Here is a 16013-nt window from a genome sequence, read left to right as displayed (position 1 = left end):
CCCACCAGCCGTACGAGCTCGTCCTCGCCCGCCTCGGCCAGATCGTGGACGGTGGTCATCCCGGCCCGCCGCAGATGGTCCCCGGTGGCCGGACCCGTCGTACGTCCCGCCACCGGCGGGGTGCCCCCGCGCTACGCGGGTGCGGCCAGCTCCGCCCAGACGGTCTTGCCGGGTGCGTCGGGGACGCGTACCACGCCCCAGTCCAGGCAGAGCCGCTGCACGATGAACATGCCGTGGCCGCCGGGCCGGCCCGCCCGGTGCGGGGTGCGCGGGGCGGGCTGCCCGTCGCCGTTGTCGGTGACCTCGATCCGCAGCACCTTGGAGGTGGCTCCGATCCGGAGCTCCTCCGGCCCACCCGCGTGCAGGCAGGCGTTGGTGACCAGCTCGGAGACGACCAGCAGGACGTCCTCGGCGGCGGCGCGGCGGTCGGCGCCCTCGGCGGGCAGCCAGCCCCACTCGTGCAGGGCCTCGCGTGCGAAGTCTCGGGCCATCGGGACGATGCCGGTGGCCTCCCGCAGAGAGAGGGTGCGCCACTGCCGGTCGGCCGGGGCGGACGCGGACGAGTCCGCTCCGTCCGGCTCGCGGCCGAGGCCGCCCGGCGGATGCTGCCGGGTGGTGCTCATCAGCGCTTCACCTCACCGATTCACCGTGTCGCCATCGAACAGATACAGGTCAGATTCTTGGATGCGGGCCCCCGTGGCGCCGCCGGGCTTTCTCCTGCCCGGCGGAGCCTCGACGACACCCGCTCCGGCCAGAGGATCGCGTGACACGTGGGACACGCGGTGCGGCCGGGAGCGGCGCGGGAGGGGCACCTCAGGTGCCCAGGGCGTCTTGGACCGTGTCGTGGACGGTGAAAACCGCCTCGGCGCCGGTGATCTCGAAGACCCTGGCCACGACGGGCCGCATGCCGGCCAGATGGACCTCCCCGCCGGCCTCCTCCGCCTGGAGGCGGGCGCCGAGCAGGACGTTCAGCCCCGTGGAGTCACAGAACTCGAGCCCGGAGCAGTCGACGATCAGGCGGCTGCGCCCTTGCTCGACCGCGCTCTCCAGAGGTTCGCGCAGCAGATCGGCGGTGTGGTGATCGAGCTCACCCACCGGCGTCACGATCTCACTGCCGCCCTCCGTCCGGGTATCGACCTGAAGTCTTCCCCGGTTCGTACTGCCGACCGTCCCGCGGTCCATGCCGTCCCTCTTCACCGTTGGTCAGTGGGGCCTCGTGCGACGTCTCCGCCGCCCGCATTCCTGTTGTCCGCGCGCATGCCGCGACCTGCGCGAAACATTACGCGGTCCGTCCGTCCCGCGGTAGCGGGAGATCTCAACAAATCGGACATAGCGGATAATTGAAGCTTGTCACTCCCACCACCGAGCAGGTAAGGGTAGAGGGACACCTGCTTCATCCACCCCTTACCGGCTTCGGAGGCGCCGCTTCACCGCAGCAACACGAACGGCTTCGGCAGCCCTATGCCGAGACACTGGAGGAGAACCATGTCACCCCGGCTCGACGGTTCGCGTACCCACGATGCGACGTCGGCATGTCCTCAGGGACCGACCAATTCCGACTCCCCTGCCGTCGGCGCCGTGCCCGGCCCGCGCAGAAGCTCCGACGGCGGCGCCGCCGCAGGCACCACCTCACCCGCCGCCCCCACCGGCGAAGAGGCCCCCACCGACGGAGAGGACCCCACCGGCGACGGCTTCGAAGGACTCGAAGGACTTCCCGAGATCCCCGCCCCCGCGACCGTCGGAGCGCTGGACGCCCGCGCGCTGTCGAAGACGCTCTTCGAGCGGCTCGACACCCTGGAGGAGGGCACCCACGCCCACGCGTACGTACGGAACACGCTGGTCGAGCTGAACCTCGCCCTCGTGAAGTTCGCCGCCGCCCGGTTCCGTACCCGCAGCGAGCCGATGGAGGACATCGTCCAGGTCGGCACCATCGGCCTGATCAAGGCGATCGACCGGTTCGAGCTGAGCCGTGGCGTCGAGTTCCCGACCTTCGCCATGCCGACGATCATCGGCGAGATCAAGCGTTTCTTCCGCGACACCAGTTGGGCCGTGCGCGTACCGCGCCGCCTCCAGGAGCTGCGGATCGACCTGGCCAAGGCGGGCGACGAGCTGTCGCAGCGGCTCGACCGGGCGCCGACCACCGGCGAGCTCGCCGAGCACCTCGGGCTGACCCACGAAGAGGTCGTGGAGGGTCTGACCGCGAGCAACGGCTACAGCGCCGGCTCGCTGGACGCCCAGCACGACGACCACGAGAGCGAAGGCTCCCTGGCGGACCGCATCGGTTACGAGGACCACGGGCTGGAGGGCATCGAGTACATCGAGTCCCTCAAGCCCCTCATCGCCTCGCTGTCGGGCCGCGACCGCCTGATCCTGTCGCTGCGCTTCGTCACCAACCTCACCCAGTCGGAGATCGGCGAGGAGCTCGGCATCTCCCAGATGCACGTGTCCCGCCTCCTCTCACGGACGCTGGGACGGCTCCGCGAGGGGCTGACCGTCCAGGAGTGAGCGCTCCTCTCGTGCGTGTGGCCGCCCGGAGTCTCCGGGCGGCCACACGCATGTGTGACCGGTGCCACCGGGCACCGGTCACAACCACGAGCACCGGTCGCACCACGCGGGCGCCGCTCACCACGCCGCTCACACCACGCGGACGCCGCGCCGCCAGACCCCGGCGGCCAGCGGTACACCCGGCCGGTAGGCGAGGTGGACGTGGCTGGGCGCGTCCAGCAGCAGGAGGTCGGCGCGGGCACCCGGGGCGATCCGGCCGACGTCGGTACGGCGCAGGGCCGCCGCCCCGCCCGCGGTGGCGGCCCGGACCGCCTCGTCGGGGGTCATGCCCATGTCCCGTACCGCGAGGGCGACGCAGAACGCCATCGAGGAGGTGTAGGACGAGCCCGGGTTGCAGTCGGTGGAGAGGGCGACGGTGACGCCCGCGTCGAGCAGCCGACGGGCGTCCGGCCAGGCGGCGCGGGTGGAGAACTCCGCCCCGGGCAGCAGGGTGGCGACGGTGTTCCCGGCGGCGAGGGCGTCGACGTCCGCGTCGTCGAGGTGGGTGCAGTGGTCGGCCGAGGCCGCGTCCAGCTCCACCGCGAGCCGTACGCCCGGGCCGTGGCCGAGCTGGTTGGCGTGCACCCGGGGCAGCAGGCCCTTCGCCTTCCCGGCGGTGAGGACCGCGCGGGCCTGGTCGCCGTCGAAGGCGCCGCGCTCGCAGAAGACGTCGATCCACCGGGCGTACGGGGCGCAGGCGTCCAGCATCGGACCGGTGACCAGCGCGACGTAGCCGGCCGGGTCGTCCTCGTACTCGGGCGGCACCACGTGGGCGCCGAGGAAGGTGAGCTCGTCGGTGAGCCCGGCGGCCAGGGCCAGCGCGCGGGCCTCGTCCGCGACGGTGAGGCCGTAACCGGACTTGGTCTCGAGGGTGGTGGTGCCCTGCCGGAGCGCCTCGTCGAGATGGCGTACGAGCCCGGCGGCGAGCTCCTCGTCGGTGGCGGCCCGGGTGGCGGCGACGGTGGTGCGGATGCCCCCGGCGGTGTACGGGCGCCCGGACATCCGGGCGTTGAACTCCTCGGTGCGGTCGCCGGCGAAGAGCAGGTGGGAGTGCGAGTCCACGAACCCCGGGAGCACGGCCCGGCCACCCGCGTCGACGGCACGGTCGGCGGCGGGCGCCCGCGCCGACTCGCCGGTCCAGGCGATGCGGTCGCCGTCGATGACGACGGCCGCGTCCCGGACCAGGCCCAGCGGGGTGCCGTCCCCCTGGGAGGGGTCGTTGGTGACCAGTCCGGAGATGTGGGTGAGGACGGTGCTCGTCATCGCGGGCGGTGGCTCCAGTCGCTTGCGGGGTGCGGAGTTCGGCGTCGGACGGTCGGGGTCCGGCGGTGGGTCGCGCGACGGGCGGCGGGGGTCCGCAGGTGGTCGCGCGACGGGCGGTCGGGGGTGCTGAGGTGGTCGGGCGTCAGTCGCGGAGCGCCGCGACGGCGTCGGCGAGCGCGGCGGGTACGTCGTTGATCAGCGTGTGCCGGCCGTCGCGTACGAGGTGGCGGCCCGCCACCACCGTGTGGCGTACGTCCGCGGCGGTCGCCGCGAAGACGGCGGCCTCGGCGGCCAGCCGGTCGACGGGTCCTGCGGTCCTGACCGAGTCCATGGCCACGGTCGTCAGGTCGGCCGGGGCTCCGGCGACGAGGCTGCCGCACTCCGGCCTGCCGAGGGCCGCGTGGCCGGTCGCGGAGGCGGCCCGGAGCAGGGCGGCGGCGGTCCAGTGGCCCCGGATGTTCGTCCGCAGCCGCTCGTTCAGCTCCATCGCGCGCGCCTCTTCGAAGAGGTCGATCACGGCGTGGCTGTCGCTGCCGAGGGAGACCGGGGAACCGGCTCGGTGCAGGGCGACGGCGGGGCCGATGCCGTCGGCGAGGTCCCGTTCGGTGGTGGGGCACATGCAGGTGCCGGTGCCGGAGGCGCCGATCAGCTCGATGTCCTGCCGGGTGAGGTGGGTGTGGTGGATGCCGGTGGTGCGGGGGCCGAGGACGCCGTGGTCGGCGAGGAGCCGGGCGGGGGTCCGGCCGTGGGCGGCGAGGCAGGCCTCGTTCTCGGCGGTCTGCTCGGACAGGTGGACGTGGAGCGGGGCGGCGCGGTCGGCGGCCCACTGGGCGACGGTCTCCAGCTGGTCGGCCGGGACGGCCCGTACGGAGTGGACGGCGGCGCCGATCAGGGCGTGGCCGCCGCCCCGGAGCGCGGCGGCGCGTTCGGCCCAGGCGTCCGCGGTGGTGTCGGAGAAGCGGAGCTGGTGGCGGTCGGGTTCCTGGCCGAATCCGGCGGCCAGGTAGGCGGTGTCGAGCAGGGTGATGCGGATTCCGGCCTCGTCGGCGGCGGCGATCAGCGCCTCGCCCATCGCGTTGGGGTTGGCGTAGGGGGTGCCGCCGGGGGCGTGGTGGAGGTAGTGGAACTCGCCCACGGCGGTGATGCCCGCGAGGGCCATCTCGGCGTACGTGGCGCGGGCGAGGTCGAAGTAGGAGTCGGGGGTGAGCCTGGCGGAGACCCGGTACATCCGTTCCCGCCAGGTCCAGAAGGTCCCGGAGCCGACTTGGACGGTGGAGCGCAGCGCCCGGTGGAAGGCGTGCGAGTGGGTGTTCGCCAGTCCCGGCAGGGTGAGGCCGCGCAGCACGGTCGCGCCGGCCGGCGGGGTCCCGACGCCGGTGCGGACGGCGGTGATCAGCCCGTCCGCGACGTCGAGGGCGACCCCGGGTTCGACGTGGGTGCCGAGCCAGGCCTGGGAGAGCCAGTACGTCGTCACCTGCATGCGAGGCCCTCCAGTACGTCGGCGAGTGCGGCGACCCCGGCCAGGCAGTCCTGCTCGCGGGCGTGCTCGGCGGGCGAGTGGGAGACGCCGGTGGGGTTCCGTACGAACAGCATGGCGGTCGGCACGGAGGCGGACAAAATACCCGCGTCGTGCCCCGCCCCCGTGGCGAGGACGGGTACGGGGCGCCGGTCGTCCGTCCGGGCGCCGAGGATGCGGGCGAGTTCGTCGCGCAGGGCGTGCTGGAACTCGACGACGGGCGTGAAGGACTCCCGTACGACGTCGAGCGCCACGCCCGCCCGTTCGGCGTGGTCCCGGGCGGCGCGTTCGACGGCGGCGGTGAGGGTGTCGAGGGTGGCGGCGTCGGCGGCGCGCGAGTCGAGCCAGCCCCGGACGAGGGAGGGGACGGCGTTGACGCCGTTGGGTTCGACGGCGACCTTGCCGAAGGTGGCGAGCGCACCGGCGAGTCCGGCCTCGCGGCGGGCGGCGAGGACGGTCTCGGCGTACGGCAGCATCGGGTCGCGGCGGTCGGCGAGGAGGGTGGTCCCGGCGTGGTTGGCCTCGCCCCGGAAGTCGTACCGCCAGCGGCCGTGCGGCCAGATGGCGGAGGCGATCCCGAGGGGGTCGCCGGTGCGGTCGAGGGACCGCCCCTGCTCCACATGGAGCTCGACGAACGCGCCGATGCGGGCGAGGCGTTCGGGGTCCGGGCCGATCGCGTCGGGGTCGTACCCGGCGGCCTCCATCGCGCGGGGCAGCGTGACGCCCCCGGCGTCGGCGAGCCGGTGGGCCTGCTCGCGGGTGAGCCGGCCCGCCGTCAGCCGGGAGCCGGTGCAGGCGAGTCCGAAGCGGGCGCCCTCCTCGTCGCCGAAGTTGACGACTGCCAGGGGCCTGGTGAACTCCACTCCCCGGTGGTGGAGTTCGTCGAGTGCGGCGAAGGCGGAGACCACCCCGAGGGGGCCGTCGAAGGCGCCGCCGTCGGGTACGGAGTCCAGGTGGGAGCCGGTGACGACGGCGTCCCCCTCCAGGGGGTCGCCGAGCCAGGCCCACTGGTTGCCGTTGCGGTCGGTCTCGTGGGCGAGCCCGCGCGCCTCGGCCTGGCCGCGGAACCACGCCCGGCAGTCCGCGTCCGCGCGGGTCCAGGCGTAGCGGCGGTAGCCGCCGGAGGCGGGGTGGCGGCCGAGGGGGGCGAGCTCGCGCCACATCTCCCGGAAGGCCGCCCCGCCGTCGCGGGCGGTCATCGGCGGTCGCCACCGGTCGTGGCGCCCTCGCGCGCACCGCCGCCCTCGCCCGTACCGTCGCCCCCGGCCGTACCGTCGCCCTCCCGCATGGGGACGCGGACGCCCCGGTCCTCGGCGACCCGCTCGGCGCCCTCGTACCCCGCGTCGACATGGCGGATGACGCCCATGCCCGGGTCGTTGGTGAGCACCCGGCGGATCTTCTCCCCGGCCAGCGGGGTGCCGTCCGCGACGGTGACCTGCCCGGCGTGGAGGGAGCGGCCCATGCCGACCCCGCCGCCGTGGTGGACGGAGACCCAGGAGGCCCCGGAGGCGACGTTGACCATGGCGTTCAGCAGCGGCCAGTCGGCGATGGCGTCCGATCCGTCGAGCATCGCCTCGGTCTCCCGGTACGGGGAGGCCACCGAACCGCAGTCCAGGTGGTCGCGGCCGATGACGAGGGGGGCGGCGAGTTCGCCGCTCGCGACCATGTCGTTGAAGCGCTCGCCGGCCTTGTCCCGCTCGCCGTAGCCGAGCCAGCAGATCCGGGCGGGCAGGCCCTGGAAGTGGACACGTTCACCGGCGAGTTCGATCCAGCGGCGGAGCGACTCGTTCTCCGGGAAGAGGTCGAGCATCGCCCGGTCGGTGCGGTGGATGTCGGCGGCCTCGCCGGAGAGCGCCGCCCAGCGGAACGGTCCCTTGCCCTCGCAGAAGAGCGGCCGGATGTATGCGGGGACGAAGCCGGGGAAGTCGAAGGCCCGCTCGTACCCGGCGAGTCGCGCTTCACCCCGGATGGAGTTGCCGTAGTCGAAGACCTCCGCCCCGGCGTCCATGAAGCCGACCATCGCCTCCACGTGCCGGGCCATCGATTCGCGGGCCCTGCGGGTGAAGTCGGCGGGCTTCTCGGCGGCGTACGCGGCCATCGCGTCGAACTCGACGCCGGCCGGCAGGTACGCCAGCGGGTCGTGGGCGCTCGTCTGGTCGGTGACGATGTCGATCGGTGCCCCGGCGGCGAGCAGCTCGGGCAGGACCTCGGCGGCGTTGCCGAGGAGCCCGATCGAGAGCGGCCTGCGGGCGTCGCGGGCCGCGGTGGCGAGTGCGAGGGCGTGGGCGACGCTGTCGGCCCGTACGTCGAGGTAGCGGTGTTCGATCCGGCGCTCGATGGCGCGCGGGTCGCAGTCCACGCAGATCGCGACCCCGTCGTTCATGGTGACGGCGAGCGGCTGGGCTCCGCCCATGCCGCCGAGCCCTGCGGTGAGGGTGATGGTCCCGGCGAGGGTGCCGCCGAACCGCTTGGCGGCGACCGCGGCGAAGGTCTCGTAGGTGCCCTGGAGGATGCCCTGCGTGCCGATGTAGATCCAGGAACCCGCGGTCATCTGGCCGTACATGGTGAGGCCGAGCGCCTCCAGGCGGCGGAACTCCTCCCAGTTCGCCCAGTCGCCGACCAGGTTGGAGTTGGCCAGCAGCACGCGCGGGGCCCACTCGTGGGTCTGCATCACGCCGACCGGGCGGCCGGACTGGACGAGCATCGTCTCGTCCTGCTTGAGGGTGCGCAGGGTACGGACCATGGCGTCGTAACTCCGCCAGTCGCGGGCCGCCTTGCCGGTGCCGCCGTAGACGACGAGCTTGTCGGGGTGTTCGGCGACCTCGGGGTCCAGGTTGTTCTGGAGCATGCGCAGGGCGGCCTCCTGCTGCCAGCCCAGGGTGCTCAGTTCGGTGCCGCGCGCGGCCCTGACGGGGCGGGGTCCTGACATGGTGCGCCTCCTTGGTCAGCCATCCATTCACATCCTGATGCGATGAATAGTTCTAGTCAACGGTGCGACTCCGGACACGCGGACGTACGGGAAGGCGGGCGAGGGCGGGCGCGAGGCGGGACGGGGACGGACCGGGGCGGGGCGGAGGCAGGCCGACAGGGGCGGGGCGCGAGGCAGGCCGGCGGGGCGGGGCGGGGCGGGGCGGGGCGGGGCGGGGCGGGGCGGCCAAGGGTGAGGGCCAGGGCGAGGCGGCCGAAACCGAGCGGTCGAGAGCGGCCCGGAAAGCTGACACGTGACACACGGACACCGCCCCGAAGCCCCATGCAGCTTTCACGCCATCCCGGCGTTTTCCAGACAGCAAAAGCTTTCACTCACGCATCCTCGGACACAAAACGTCGAATACCGCAGAGAACCGGAGCAGATCGATCAATCAATGACGTGCCCTTCCGTCCGCATCCCTCCTTTTGTCAGACTTCTCCCTTACGCCTTCTCCTCAATTCCCTTACACCGCCCGCCGCATGTACCACTGGAAAATGCCAAACCACCCCCCCAGGACCGGCCACCGTGCGTAGCCTCAGGATCACAGCTCCGAACGCCATTGCCTGGAGGGGAAGCCGCGGTGCCGGGAATCGACGAGTGCCTGCTCGAAGTCATGAGGCTGCCAGGAGCCCGGGGCGCCGCGGTCGTCGACTGGACGAGCGGCCTCGCCCTCGGCACCATCGGTGACTCGCCCAACGGCGACCACGAGGCGACCGCGGCGGAGACCGCCGAGGTGGCCCGGATGGCGGCCGAGCAACCCGCCTTCACCCTCAGCCCGTATGCCGACGGCCGGACGGACGCGAACACCCGCACCGGCCTTCCGGTCGAGGACGTCATCATCACGACGCACACCGGCTACCACGTGATCCGCTTCGTGGAGACGGTCTTCGACAGCAGCGTCTTCCTCCATCTCTGGCTCGACCGGACCGAGGGCAACCTCGCCCTCGCCCGGATACGCCTGGGCGAACTGGCCGAACGGCTGGTCCTGGCATGAGCACCAGGACGACGCCCCCCGAGGTGGACCAGGCCGCCGTCCTCTCCCCGATGCTCCAGCGGCTCGCCGCCGAACGCGCCACCGGCGCCCTGATGCGCGACCGCGGCACGCTCTACCTCGCCGACGGGAAGGTGGTGCACGCGGAGAGCCCCTCCACCCCCGGCATCGACGTCCTGCTCACCACGGGCGGGGCGCTGCGCCACGAACGCTGGTGGGACGCGGTCGCCCAGGCGGGAGCCGGTCAACGGGTCGGCCGCTATCTGGTCGACAGCGGCCATGTACCGGGCGGCGCGCTGGAGTTGTGCCACCTCGGCGCGCTCTACGACGCCGCCTTCTTCGTCCTCGCCCCCACCCGTACGCCGACCAGGTTCCGGTACGGCGTGTCCCACTGGATCGGTCCGGTCCGGCCCGTCGCCGTGGGTGCCGTCGAGCGCGAGACGCTCCGGCGCCGTGAGCTGCTGGACCGGATCTGGCCGGACGCGCTGACCGACAGCTCCCCGCTCGTCCGCGCCGCGCACCCGGTGGACAGCCCGGTGCCGTCGCGCCAGCGGCATGTCCTGGAGCTGGTCGACGGCGTACGGACGGCCTCCGACATCGCCCAGGTCCTGGGGCGTTCGGCCTTCCACACCCTGGTCGACCTGCGGAGGCTCGCCGCCGCCGGGCTCGTCGAGCCCGTCCGCAAAGCGGTGCTGCCGGGGGCGGCGTCGCCCGGCCGGGTCGTGCTTCCCGATGTCACGTCCGACCCGGACGTCGCCCTGCTGCGCCGGCTCCGAGATGCATTGGAGGGCTTGTGATACGCGCGCTCAGACAGCGTGCCGGGAGGAGACAGCTGATGGTGCCCGAGGCTGAACTGCAGGACGTCCTCGACGAACTCCAGCGGTTGCGGGCCCGGGTGCCCCTCATCGGCGGTGCGCTGGCCGCCAGCACCGATGGTCTGGTGCTGGCCCACGACACCCCCGGTGTGGAGGCCGAGGGCGTCGCCGCCCTGACCGCCGCCGCGCTCGGCGTCGCGATCAGGATGACGGAGGCGACCGGCCGCGCCGGATTCCGGGAGCTCCTGGTCCGCGGGGAGTCCGGCTACATCGCGACGTACGCCGCGGGCTCGTCCGCCGTACTGACCCTGCTCGCCGAGGACCGCATCAACGTCGGCCGCCTCCACCTGGAGGGCCGCCGGGCGAGCGCCCGGGTCGGGGAACTCGTCGACGCCGCCCTGGACCGCGTCGAGCGGACCCCGCCCCCGCCTCCGGCCCGCCCCGCGCAGACCCGTGCGCTGCCGCAACGCCCCGTGTAGGGCGGCGGGACCGAACCGGGGCGCCCCCACACTCCACAGCCAGGACTGAACCATCACACAGAAGAAGATCCGGTCACCCCGACCGGTCAGGGAAAGGAAACGAGCACTCATGGCCAACACCGAAACCGCGCTCAAGGAAGCGATGTCGTCCATCGAGGGATCCCTCGGTGTCGCTCTCGTCGACTACACCAGCGGCATGGCTCTGGGCACCCTCGGCGGCGGCAAGGACTTCAACCTCGAAGTCGCGGCCGCCGGGAACACCGACGTCGTCCGCGCCAAGCTGCGCACCATGGACCACCTCGGCCTCAAGGAGGAGATCGAGGACATCCTGATCACGCTCAGCGGTCAGTACCACCTGATCCGGCTGCTCAAGACCCGCGGCAGCAACGGACTCTTCCTCTACCTGGTCCTGGACTCCAACCGCGCCAACCTCGCGATGGCCCGCCACCAGCTGAAGCGGATCGAGGCCGAACTGGAGGTCTGAGGACCACCGGACCCGGCCCGGACGCGCGGATGCCGCCGCCCCTTCCGTACGAAGGGGACGGCGGCATCGACGTGTTCGGGCCGGGTCACACGGCGACCCGGCGCGCACCGCCGGCCCGTGCGTCGCCCGCCGCCGGCCCGGTCGTCCGGTACGCCTTCACCTGCTTGCCGGCGGGCCGGCCGTGCTTCACCCAGTCCGTACGCACCCAGTAGAGGACGTCCTCGCGCTGCTCCAGCCGTCCGACGCGTACGGCCCGCAGCAGCAGCCCCGCACCCGCCCCGGCCAGCACCATCCCGCCGGCCCCCGGCAGCAGGAAGCCGAGGCCGAGGGCGACCAGGAAGGCGCCGAGCAGCCACCAGCGGTGGGCTCGCCGCCAGTTCCGTACGGTCACGGCCCGGTCCTGGAGCACGTCGGTGCGCCCCGCCCGGGCGGACCCCTTCGCCAGCTCCGCGTACCGCTTGACCCCGACCGTCGCCACCAGGGCGAGCGTGACGACGAAGAGGGCCGCGCCCGTGAGCAGTCCGATCCGGCGGCCCGTCCCGGCGGGGACGAGCGCCCCCACGACGACGACCAGGAGCCCCGGCCACCACAGGGGTGCGGCCCCGGCCCGCACGATCACGGCCACCCTCGCCAACGACTGCGCCCCGCGCCCCATGTCCGTACCCCTCTCCGCGTACCCACCGGCGCCTCAGGGCTGTCCCCGGGCCGGTTCCTCTGGGCGCGGAGATTAGTGGGTTTATCTGAGTCCCGTCTGAGAAACGGGACATCACACAGGTACGCGGGTGCGGCTGGGAGCGGACGGCCGCAGGTGGAGGCGCAGCTGGAAGCGCAGCCGCAGGTGAAGGGACGGCCGCCGGTGAAGGGACGGCCCCCTACTCCACGAACAGCCCCCGCGCCGCCGCCCGCGCGTCGAAGGACTCCAGCCGGGCCTGCGCGTCCGGCAGTCCGTCGCACATCGCCTCGAGCAGGACCCGGCCGAGCAGCATCGGGGCGCAGGCGGTGTCGAAGGCGAGGCCGGTGCCGACCGGGGCCGGGATGAGCAGGTCGCTGAGTGCGGCGACCGGGGCGAAGGCCGAGTCGGCGACGGTCACCGTGGTGAGCCCCTGTTCGCGGGCGTGGCCGAGCGCGTCCAGGGTCTCCCTCGGGTGGCGGGGCAGCGCGAAGCAGAGGAGCACCTCGGCGCCGGCCCTGCGGGCGGTGTCGATGCGGTCGTGCAGCATCGAACCGCCCTCGTCGAGCACCCGGACGTCGGGGTGCACCTTGGCGGCGAAGTAGCCGAACCCCCGGGCCTGCGAGGAGGCTGCGCGCAGCCCGAGCACCGGGAGCGGGCTCGACGCGGCGAGCAGCCGTCCGGCCCGCTCCACCGGCTCCGGGTCGGCGAGGAGTTCGGAGAGGTGGCGCAGGTTCTCGATCTCGGCGTGGACGGCCTGCTGGTAGGCGTTGTACGGGTCCTCGGCGCCGGTCTCCCCGTCGGTGTCGGCGGGCCCGGTCTCCCGCAGGTGCCGGCGGAGCGACGGGTACCCGTCGAAGCCGAGCGCCACGGCGAACCGGGTCACGGAGGGCTGGCTGACTCCGGCCAGTTCGGCGAGTTCGACGCTGGACAGGAAGGGGGCGTCGGCGGCCCGGCGTACCAGGGAGTGGGCGATCCGGCGCTGGGTCGGTGTGAGCCGCCGCCCCTCGAAGAGCCGCTGCAACCGTGCCGCGGGTCCGCTCCCGCCCATGCTCTGCCTCCGTACGTCCGTCCCCGTCGCGGCGCGGGCATGACGCGATCCGCCGCCGTCGCGTCCATTCAGCCAGCAAGCGGTGTGCATGTCCATATACAGAGGAGCGGCGGGCAGCGGGGAACGCGGCGGGGTCCGGCGCGGAAACGCCAGGTGCGCCGGGTACGCGGAGGGAAGTGGCGCAAAGGCGCCAGGGCCGGAGCGCAAGGGCCGGAGTGCCAGGGCCGGAGTGCCAGGGCCAAGGCGGCCGGCCAGAGGCGGCAGAGCCGGGGCGACAGTCGGACCCTGCCGCCGAACGCGCCGACGGCCGGCCGGTGAATCCGGCCGGCCGTCGCCGGAAGTATGTCGCGGGGACCGCCGCACCCCCGGTCGCCCGGGGGGCGGGACGACGGCGGTCCCCGCGAGGGACGCGGTCCGGGTCAGGGCCGGGCACTCGCGTCCTGGCGACTTTGGAGGTCCGGGAGCCGCTCCGTAGTCCATGTCGCCGTATGTGGTGCCGGCGGGTTTCCCTGCCGACACCCACCAATGTGCCGGACGCGTGTTAAGCGGGTGCTGCGTGGACGTGACGTGCTCGTACCAGTTCTGCGACGGGACCCGACGGCGCCGGACGGTGCCCCGGGGGGATCAGACGGTGACGCCGCTCTCCTTCGCCAGGAAGGAGAGGAGATCCTGCCTGCTCACGACCCCCTTGGGCTTCCCCTCGACCAGCACGATCGCGGCGTCGGACCCGCCGGAGCCGCTGAGCACGGCCATCAGGTCCTCGACCGGTTCGCCGGATCCGACCTGCGGCAGCGGCGCCGACATGTGCTTCTCCAGCGGGTCGGTGAGCTGGGCCCGCCTGGTGAACAGGGCGTCCAGGAGTTCGCGCTCCACCACCGAGCCGACGATCTCGGCGGCCATCACGTCGGGGTGCCCGGCGCCCGGCTTCACGATCGGCATCTGGGAGACGCCGTACTCGCGCAGGACCTCGATGGCCTGGCCGACCGTCTCGTCCGGGTGCATGTGGACGAGCGAGGGCATCGGGCCCTCCTTGTGGGCGAGCACCGAGTCGACGCGGGCGGAGGGGCCGGTGTCCTCCAGGAAGCCGTAGTCGGCCATCCACTCGTCGTTGAAGATCTTGCTGAGGTAGCCGCGTCCGCTGTCCGGCAGCAGGACGACCACCACGTCGTCGGGGCCGAGCCGCCGGGCGACCTCCAGTGCCGCGACGACCGCCATGCCGCAGGAGCCGCCGACGAGGAGCCCCTCCTCCTTGGCGAGGCGGCGGGTCATCTGGAAGGAGTCCTTGTCCGAGACGGCGACGATCTCGTCCGTGACGGTCCGGTCGTAGGCGGACGGCCAGAAGTCCTCGCCGACACCCTCCACGAGGTAAGGGCGCCCGGAGCCGCCGGAGTAGACCGAGCCTTCCGGGTCGGCGCCGACCACGGTGACCCCGCCGTCGCTGATCTCCTTGAGATAGCGGCCGGTTCCGGTGATCGTGCCGCCGGTGCCGACGCCCGCGACGAAGTGCGTGATCCGCCCCTCCGTCTGCTCCCACAGCTCGGGACCGGTGGTCTCGTAGTGGGAGCGCGGGTTGTTGGGGTTGGAGTACTGGTCGGGCTTCCAGGCTCCGGGGGTCTCACGGACCAGCCGGTCGGAGACGTTGTAGTACGAGTCGGGGTGCGAGGGATCGACGGCCGTCGGGCAGACGACGACCTCGGCGCCGTACGCGCGCATCACGTTGATCTTGTCCATGGAGACCTTGTCGGGGCAGACGAAGATGCACTTGTACCCCTTCTGCTGCGCGACGATGGCGAGGCCGACGCCCGTGTTGCCGCTCGTCGGCTCGACGATCGTGCCGCCGGGCCGCAGTTCGCCGCTCTTCTCCGCCGCCTCGATCATGCGCAGCGCGATGCGGTCCTTCACCGAGCCGCCGGGGTTGAAGTACTCGACCTTGGCCAGGACGGTCGCCTGGATGCCGGCCGAGACGTTCCGCAGCCTGACCAGCGGGGTGTTGCCGACAAGACTGATCATCGAATCGTGGAATTTCACCGTGTACTCCGGGATCTCCGAGATGGTCCGGCCCAGAGTATGCGTACGGGCACCACATTGGGCGAAGCGATTGGACGCGGCCCCCTGCGGGGCAGGTACGTACGTGTACGGCTGAGTGGCGAGAAGGAGGTGGACCGCACGGTGTCGACGGCAAGAGTGGCACGGCGGATCGCGGCGGGCGCCGCGTTCGGCGGCGGCAGCATCGGGCTCATCGGGGCGGCGACGGTCGGCCTCGTCCTGGCCGAGGTGCAGCTCGCGAAGCGGCAGGTGGGCGGCGGTATCGCCCCGGTTCCTCCGAGTGCGGACGGGCGGTACGGCGTCGCCTTCGCCGGGCCCGCCGACCCGCTCCGGCTGGCTCTCCTCGGTGACTCCACGGCGGCCGGTCAGGGGGTGCGGCGGGCCGGGCAGACACCGGGGGCGCTGCTCGCCTCGGGGCTCGCGGCGGTCGCCGAGCGGCCGGTGGACATGCGCAACGTGGCCCTGCCGGGGGCCAGGTCGGACGATCTGGAGCGGCAGGTGGCTCTGCTGCTGGCCGATCCGTCGGGTCATCCGGACGTGTGCGTGATCATGATCGGCGCGAACGACGTCACCCACCGGATGCCCGCCACGCAGTCGGTGCGCTGTCTGAACACCGCCGTGCGGAGGCTGCGGACGGCGGGCGCGGAGGTGGTCGTGGCGACCTGCCCGGACCTCGGCACGATCGAGCCGGTCTACCAGCCGCTGCGGTACCTGGCCCGCCGGGTCAGCCGGCAGCTGGCGGCGGCCCAGACGATCGGCGCGGTGGAGCAGGGCGGCCGCACGGTCTCGCTGGGCGACCTGCTGGGGCCGGAGTTCGAGGCGAACCCGCGCGAGCTCTTCGGCCCGGACAACTACCACCCCTCCGCCGAGGGGTACGCCACGGCCGCCATGGCGGTGCTTCCGACGCTCTGCGCGGCGCTCGGGCTCTGGCCCGAGACGGACCACCTCGACGGCTCGCGGCGCGAGGACATGCTGCCGGTGGCGAAGGCCGCGTCGCAGGCGGCCCGGGAGGCCGGTACGGAGGTCACGGGGGCACGTGCTCCCTGGGCCCTGCTCAAGCACCGCAGGCGGCGGCGCCTCCCCGCGCACACGGAGCCCCACCCGCACCCGGCGGACCGGACGACGGGCCGGGCGACGGAGCACCCGGACGAAGCGGAACACCCACCGGAGCGTACGGCGGAGCACC

14 protein-coding genes and 1 pseudogene are annotated in these 16013 nt (G+C 73.1%); 6 read left to right on the top strand and 9 right to left on the bottom strand.

All coding sequences use genetic code 11. The features are described from left to right. Positions 1 to 131: 131 nt before the first annotated feature. Together ACWCSV_RS02385 and ACWCSV_RS02380 are read right to left on the bottom strand one after the other, a co-directional pair. The gene (locus ACWCSV_RS02385; protein ID WP_451137948.1) at positions 132 to 623 is read right to left on the bottom strand and encodes an ATP-binding protein; all 492 of its coding nucleotides are present in this window, start codon (positions 621 to 623) and stop codon (positions 132 to 134) included. A gap of 190 nt (positions 624 to 813) precedes the next feature. After that, a complete protein-coding gene (locus ACWCSV_RS02380; RefSeq protein ID WP_451137947.1) occupies positions 814 to 1182 on the bottom strand; it encodes an STAS domain-containing protein in 369 nt (122 codons plus the stop codon). A 303-nt stretch (positions 1183 to 1485) separates the two neighbouring features. Between ACWCSV_RS02380 and ACWCSV_RS02375 the strand changes: the two genes are divergently transcribed. Continuing rightward, a complete protein-coding gene (locus tag ACWCSV_RS02375) occupies positions 1486 to 2505 on the top strand; it encodes an RNA polymerase sigma factor SigF (protein WP_451137946.1) in 1020 nt (339 codons plus the stop codon). Between the two features lie 129 nt (positions 2506 to 2634). Here the strand turns inward: ACWCSV_RS02375 and hutI are convergent, their stop codons facing one another. The 4 genes from hutI to hutU form a co-directional block, all read right to left on the bottom strand. Then, complete coding sequence (gene hutI / locus ACWCSV_RS02370) at positions 2635 to 3807, bottom strand: imidazolonepropionase (protein ID WP_451137945.1); 1173 nt, start codon at positions 3805 to 3807, stop codon at positions 2635 to 2637. 142 nt (positions 3808 to 3949) lie between these two features. Continuing rightward, positions 3950 to 5287 carry a formimidoylglutamate deiminase gene (locus tag ACWCSV_RS02365; RefSeq protein ID WP_451137944.1) on the bottom strand — a complete coding sequence of 446 codons (1338 nt, stop codon included), beginning with the start codon at positions 5285 to 5287 and terminating at the stop codon, positions 3950 to 3952. After that, entirely contained in the window at positions 5278 to 6522 is a 1245-nt protein-coding gene (locus ACWCSV_RS02360; RefSeq protein WP_451137943.1) for an allantoate amidohydrolase, read from the bottom strand. The genes ACWCSV_RS02365 and ACWCSV_RS02360 overlap by 10 nt, the downstream gene beginning before the upstream one ends. Then, on the bottom strand, positions 6519 to 8252 hold the full coding sequence (hutU, locus tag ACWCSV_RS02355) for a urocanate hydratase (RefSeq protein WP_451137942.1): 1734 nt from the start codon (positions 8250 to 8252) through the stop codon (positions 6519 to 6521). Before hutU ends, ACWCSV_RS02360 begins: the two co-directional genes overlap by 4 nt. Positions 8253 to 8871: 619 nt before the next feature. Here hutU and ACWCSV_RS02350 point away from each other — a divergent pair. The 4 genes from ACWCSV_RS02350 to ACWCSV_RS02335 all read left to right on the top strand — a co-directional run bounded on the left by ACWCSV_RS02350 (position 8872) and on the right by ACWCSV_RS02335 (position 11060). Then, entirely contained in the window at positions 8872 to 9285 is a 414-nt protein-coding gene (locus ACWCSV_RS02350) for a hypothetical protein (protein ID WP_451137941.1), read from the top strand. Then, the gene (locus ACWCSV_RS02345; protein WP_451137940.1) at positions 9282 to 10079 is read left to right on the top strand and encodes a transcriptional regulator; all 798 of its coding nucleotides are present in this window, start codon (positions 9282 to 9284) and stop codon (positions 10077 to 10079) included. Before ACWCSV_RS02350 ends, ACWCSV_RS02345 begins: the two co-directional genes overlap by 4 nt. Positions 10080 to 10117: 38 nt before the next feature. Next, positions 10118 to 10576: a roadblock/LC7 domain-containing protein gene (locus tag ACWCSV_RS02340; protein WP_451137939.1), complete on the top strand. Its 459-nt coding sequence runs from the start codon at positions 10118 to 10120 to the stop codon at positions 10574 to 10576. Positions 10577 to 10685: 109 nt separating this feature from the next. Then, a complete protein-coding gene (locus ACWCSV_RS02335) occupies positions 10686 to 11060 on the top strand; it encodes a roadblock/LC7 domain-containing protein (protein ID WP_390966129.1) in 375 nt (124 codons plus the stop codon). 85 nt (positions 11061 to 11145) lie between these two features. Here ACWCSV_RS02335 and ACWCSV_RS02330 read toward each other — a convergent pair whose 3' ends face one another. The 3 genes from ACWCSV_RS02330 to ACWCSV_RS02320 all read right to left on the bottom strand — a co-directional run bounded on the left by ACWCSV_RS02330 (position 11146) and on the right by ACWCSV_RS02320 (position 14809). Continuing rightward, a complete protein-coding gene (locus tag ACWCSV_RS02330) occupies positions 11146 to 11715 on the bottom strand; it encodes a hypothetical protein (protein ID WP_451137938.1) in 570 nt (189 codons plus the stop codon). A 217-nt stretch (positions 11716 to 11932) separates the two neighbouring features. Beyond that, a complete protein-coding gene (locus tag ACWCSV_RS02325) occupies positions 11933 to 12781 on the bottom strand; it encodes a MurR/RpiR family transcriptional regulator (protein ID WP_451137937.1) in 849 nt (282 codons plus the stop codon). Positions 12782 to 13405: 624 nt separating this feature from the next. Further along, complete coding sequence (locus ACWCSV_RS02320; protein WP_451137936.1) at positions 13406 to 14809, bottom strand: cystathionine beta-synthase; 1404 nt, start codon at positions 14807 to 14809, stop codon at positions 13406 to 13408. Positions 14810 to 14965: 156 nt separating this feature from the next. Here ACWCSV_RS02320 and ACWCSV_RS02315 point away from each other — a divergent pair. After that, positions 14966 to 15934, top strand: a pseudogene (locus ACWCSV_RS02315) (SGNH/GDSL hydrolase family protein); the annotation flags it as partial. Positions 15935 to 16013 lie beyond the last annotated feature (79 nt).

The sequence above is a fragment of the Streptomyces sp. NPDC001770 genome (genome assembly GCF_053596135.1).
The sequence above is the reverse complement of the archived record's forward strand: the minus strand, read 5'-3'. Positions and strand labels throughout refer to the sequence as shown.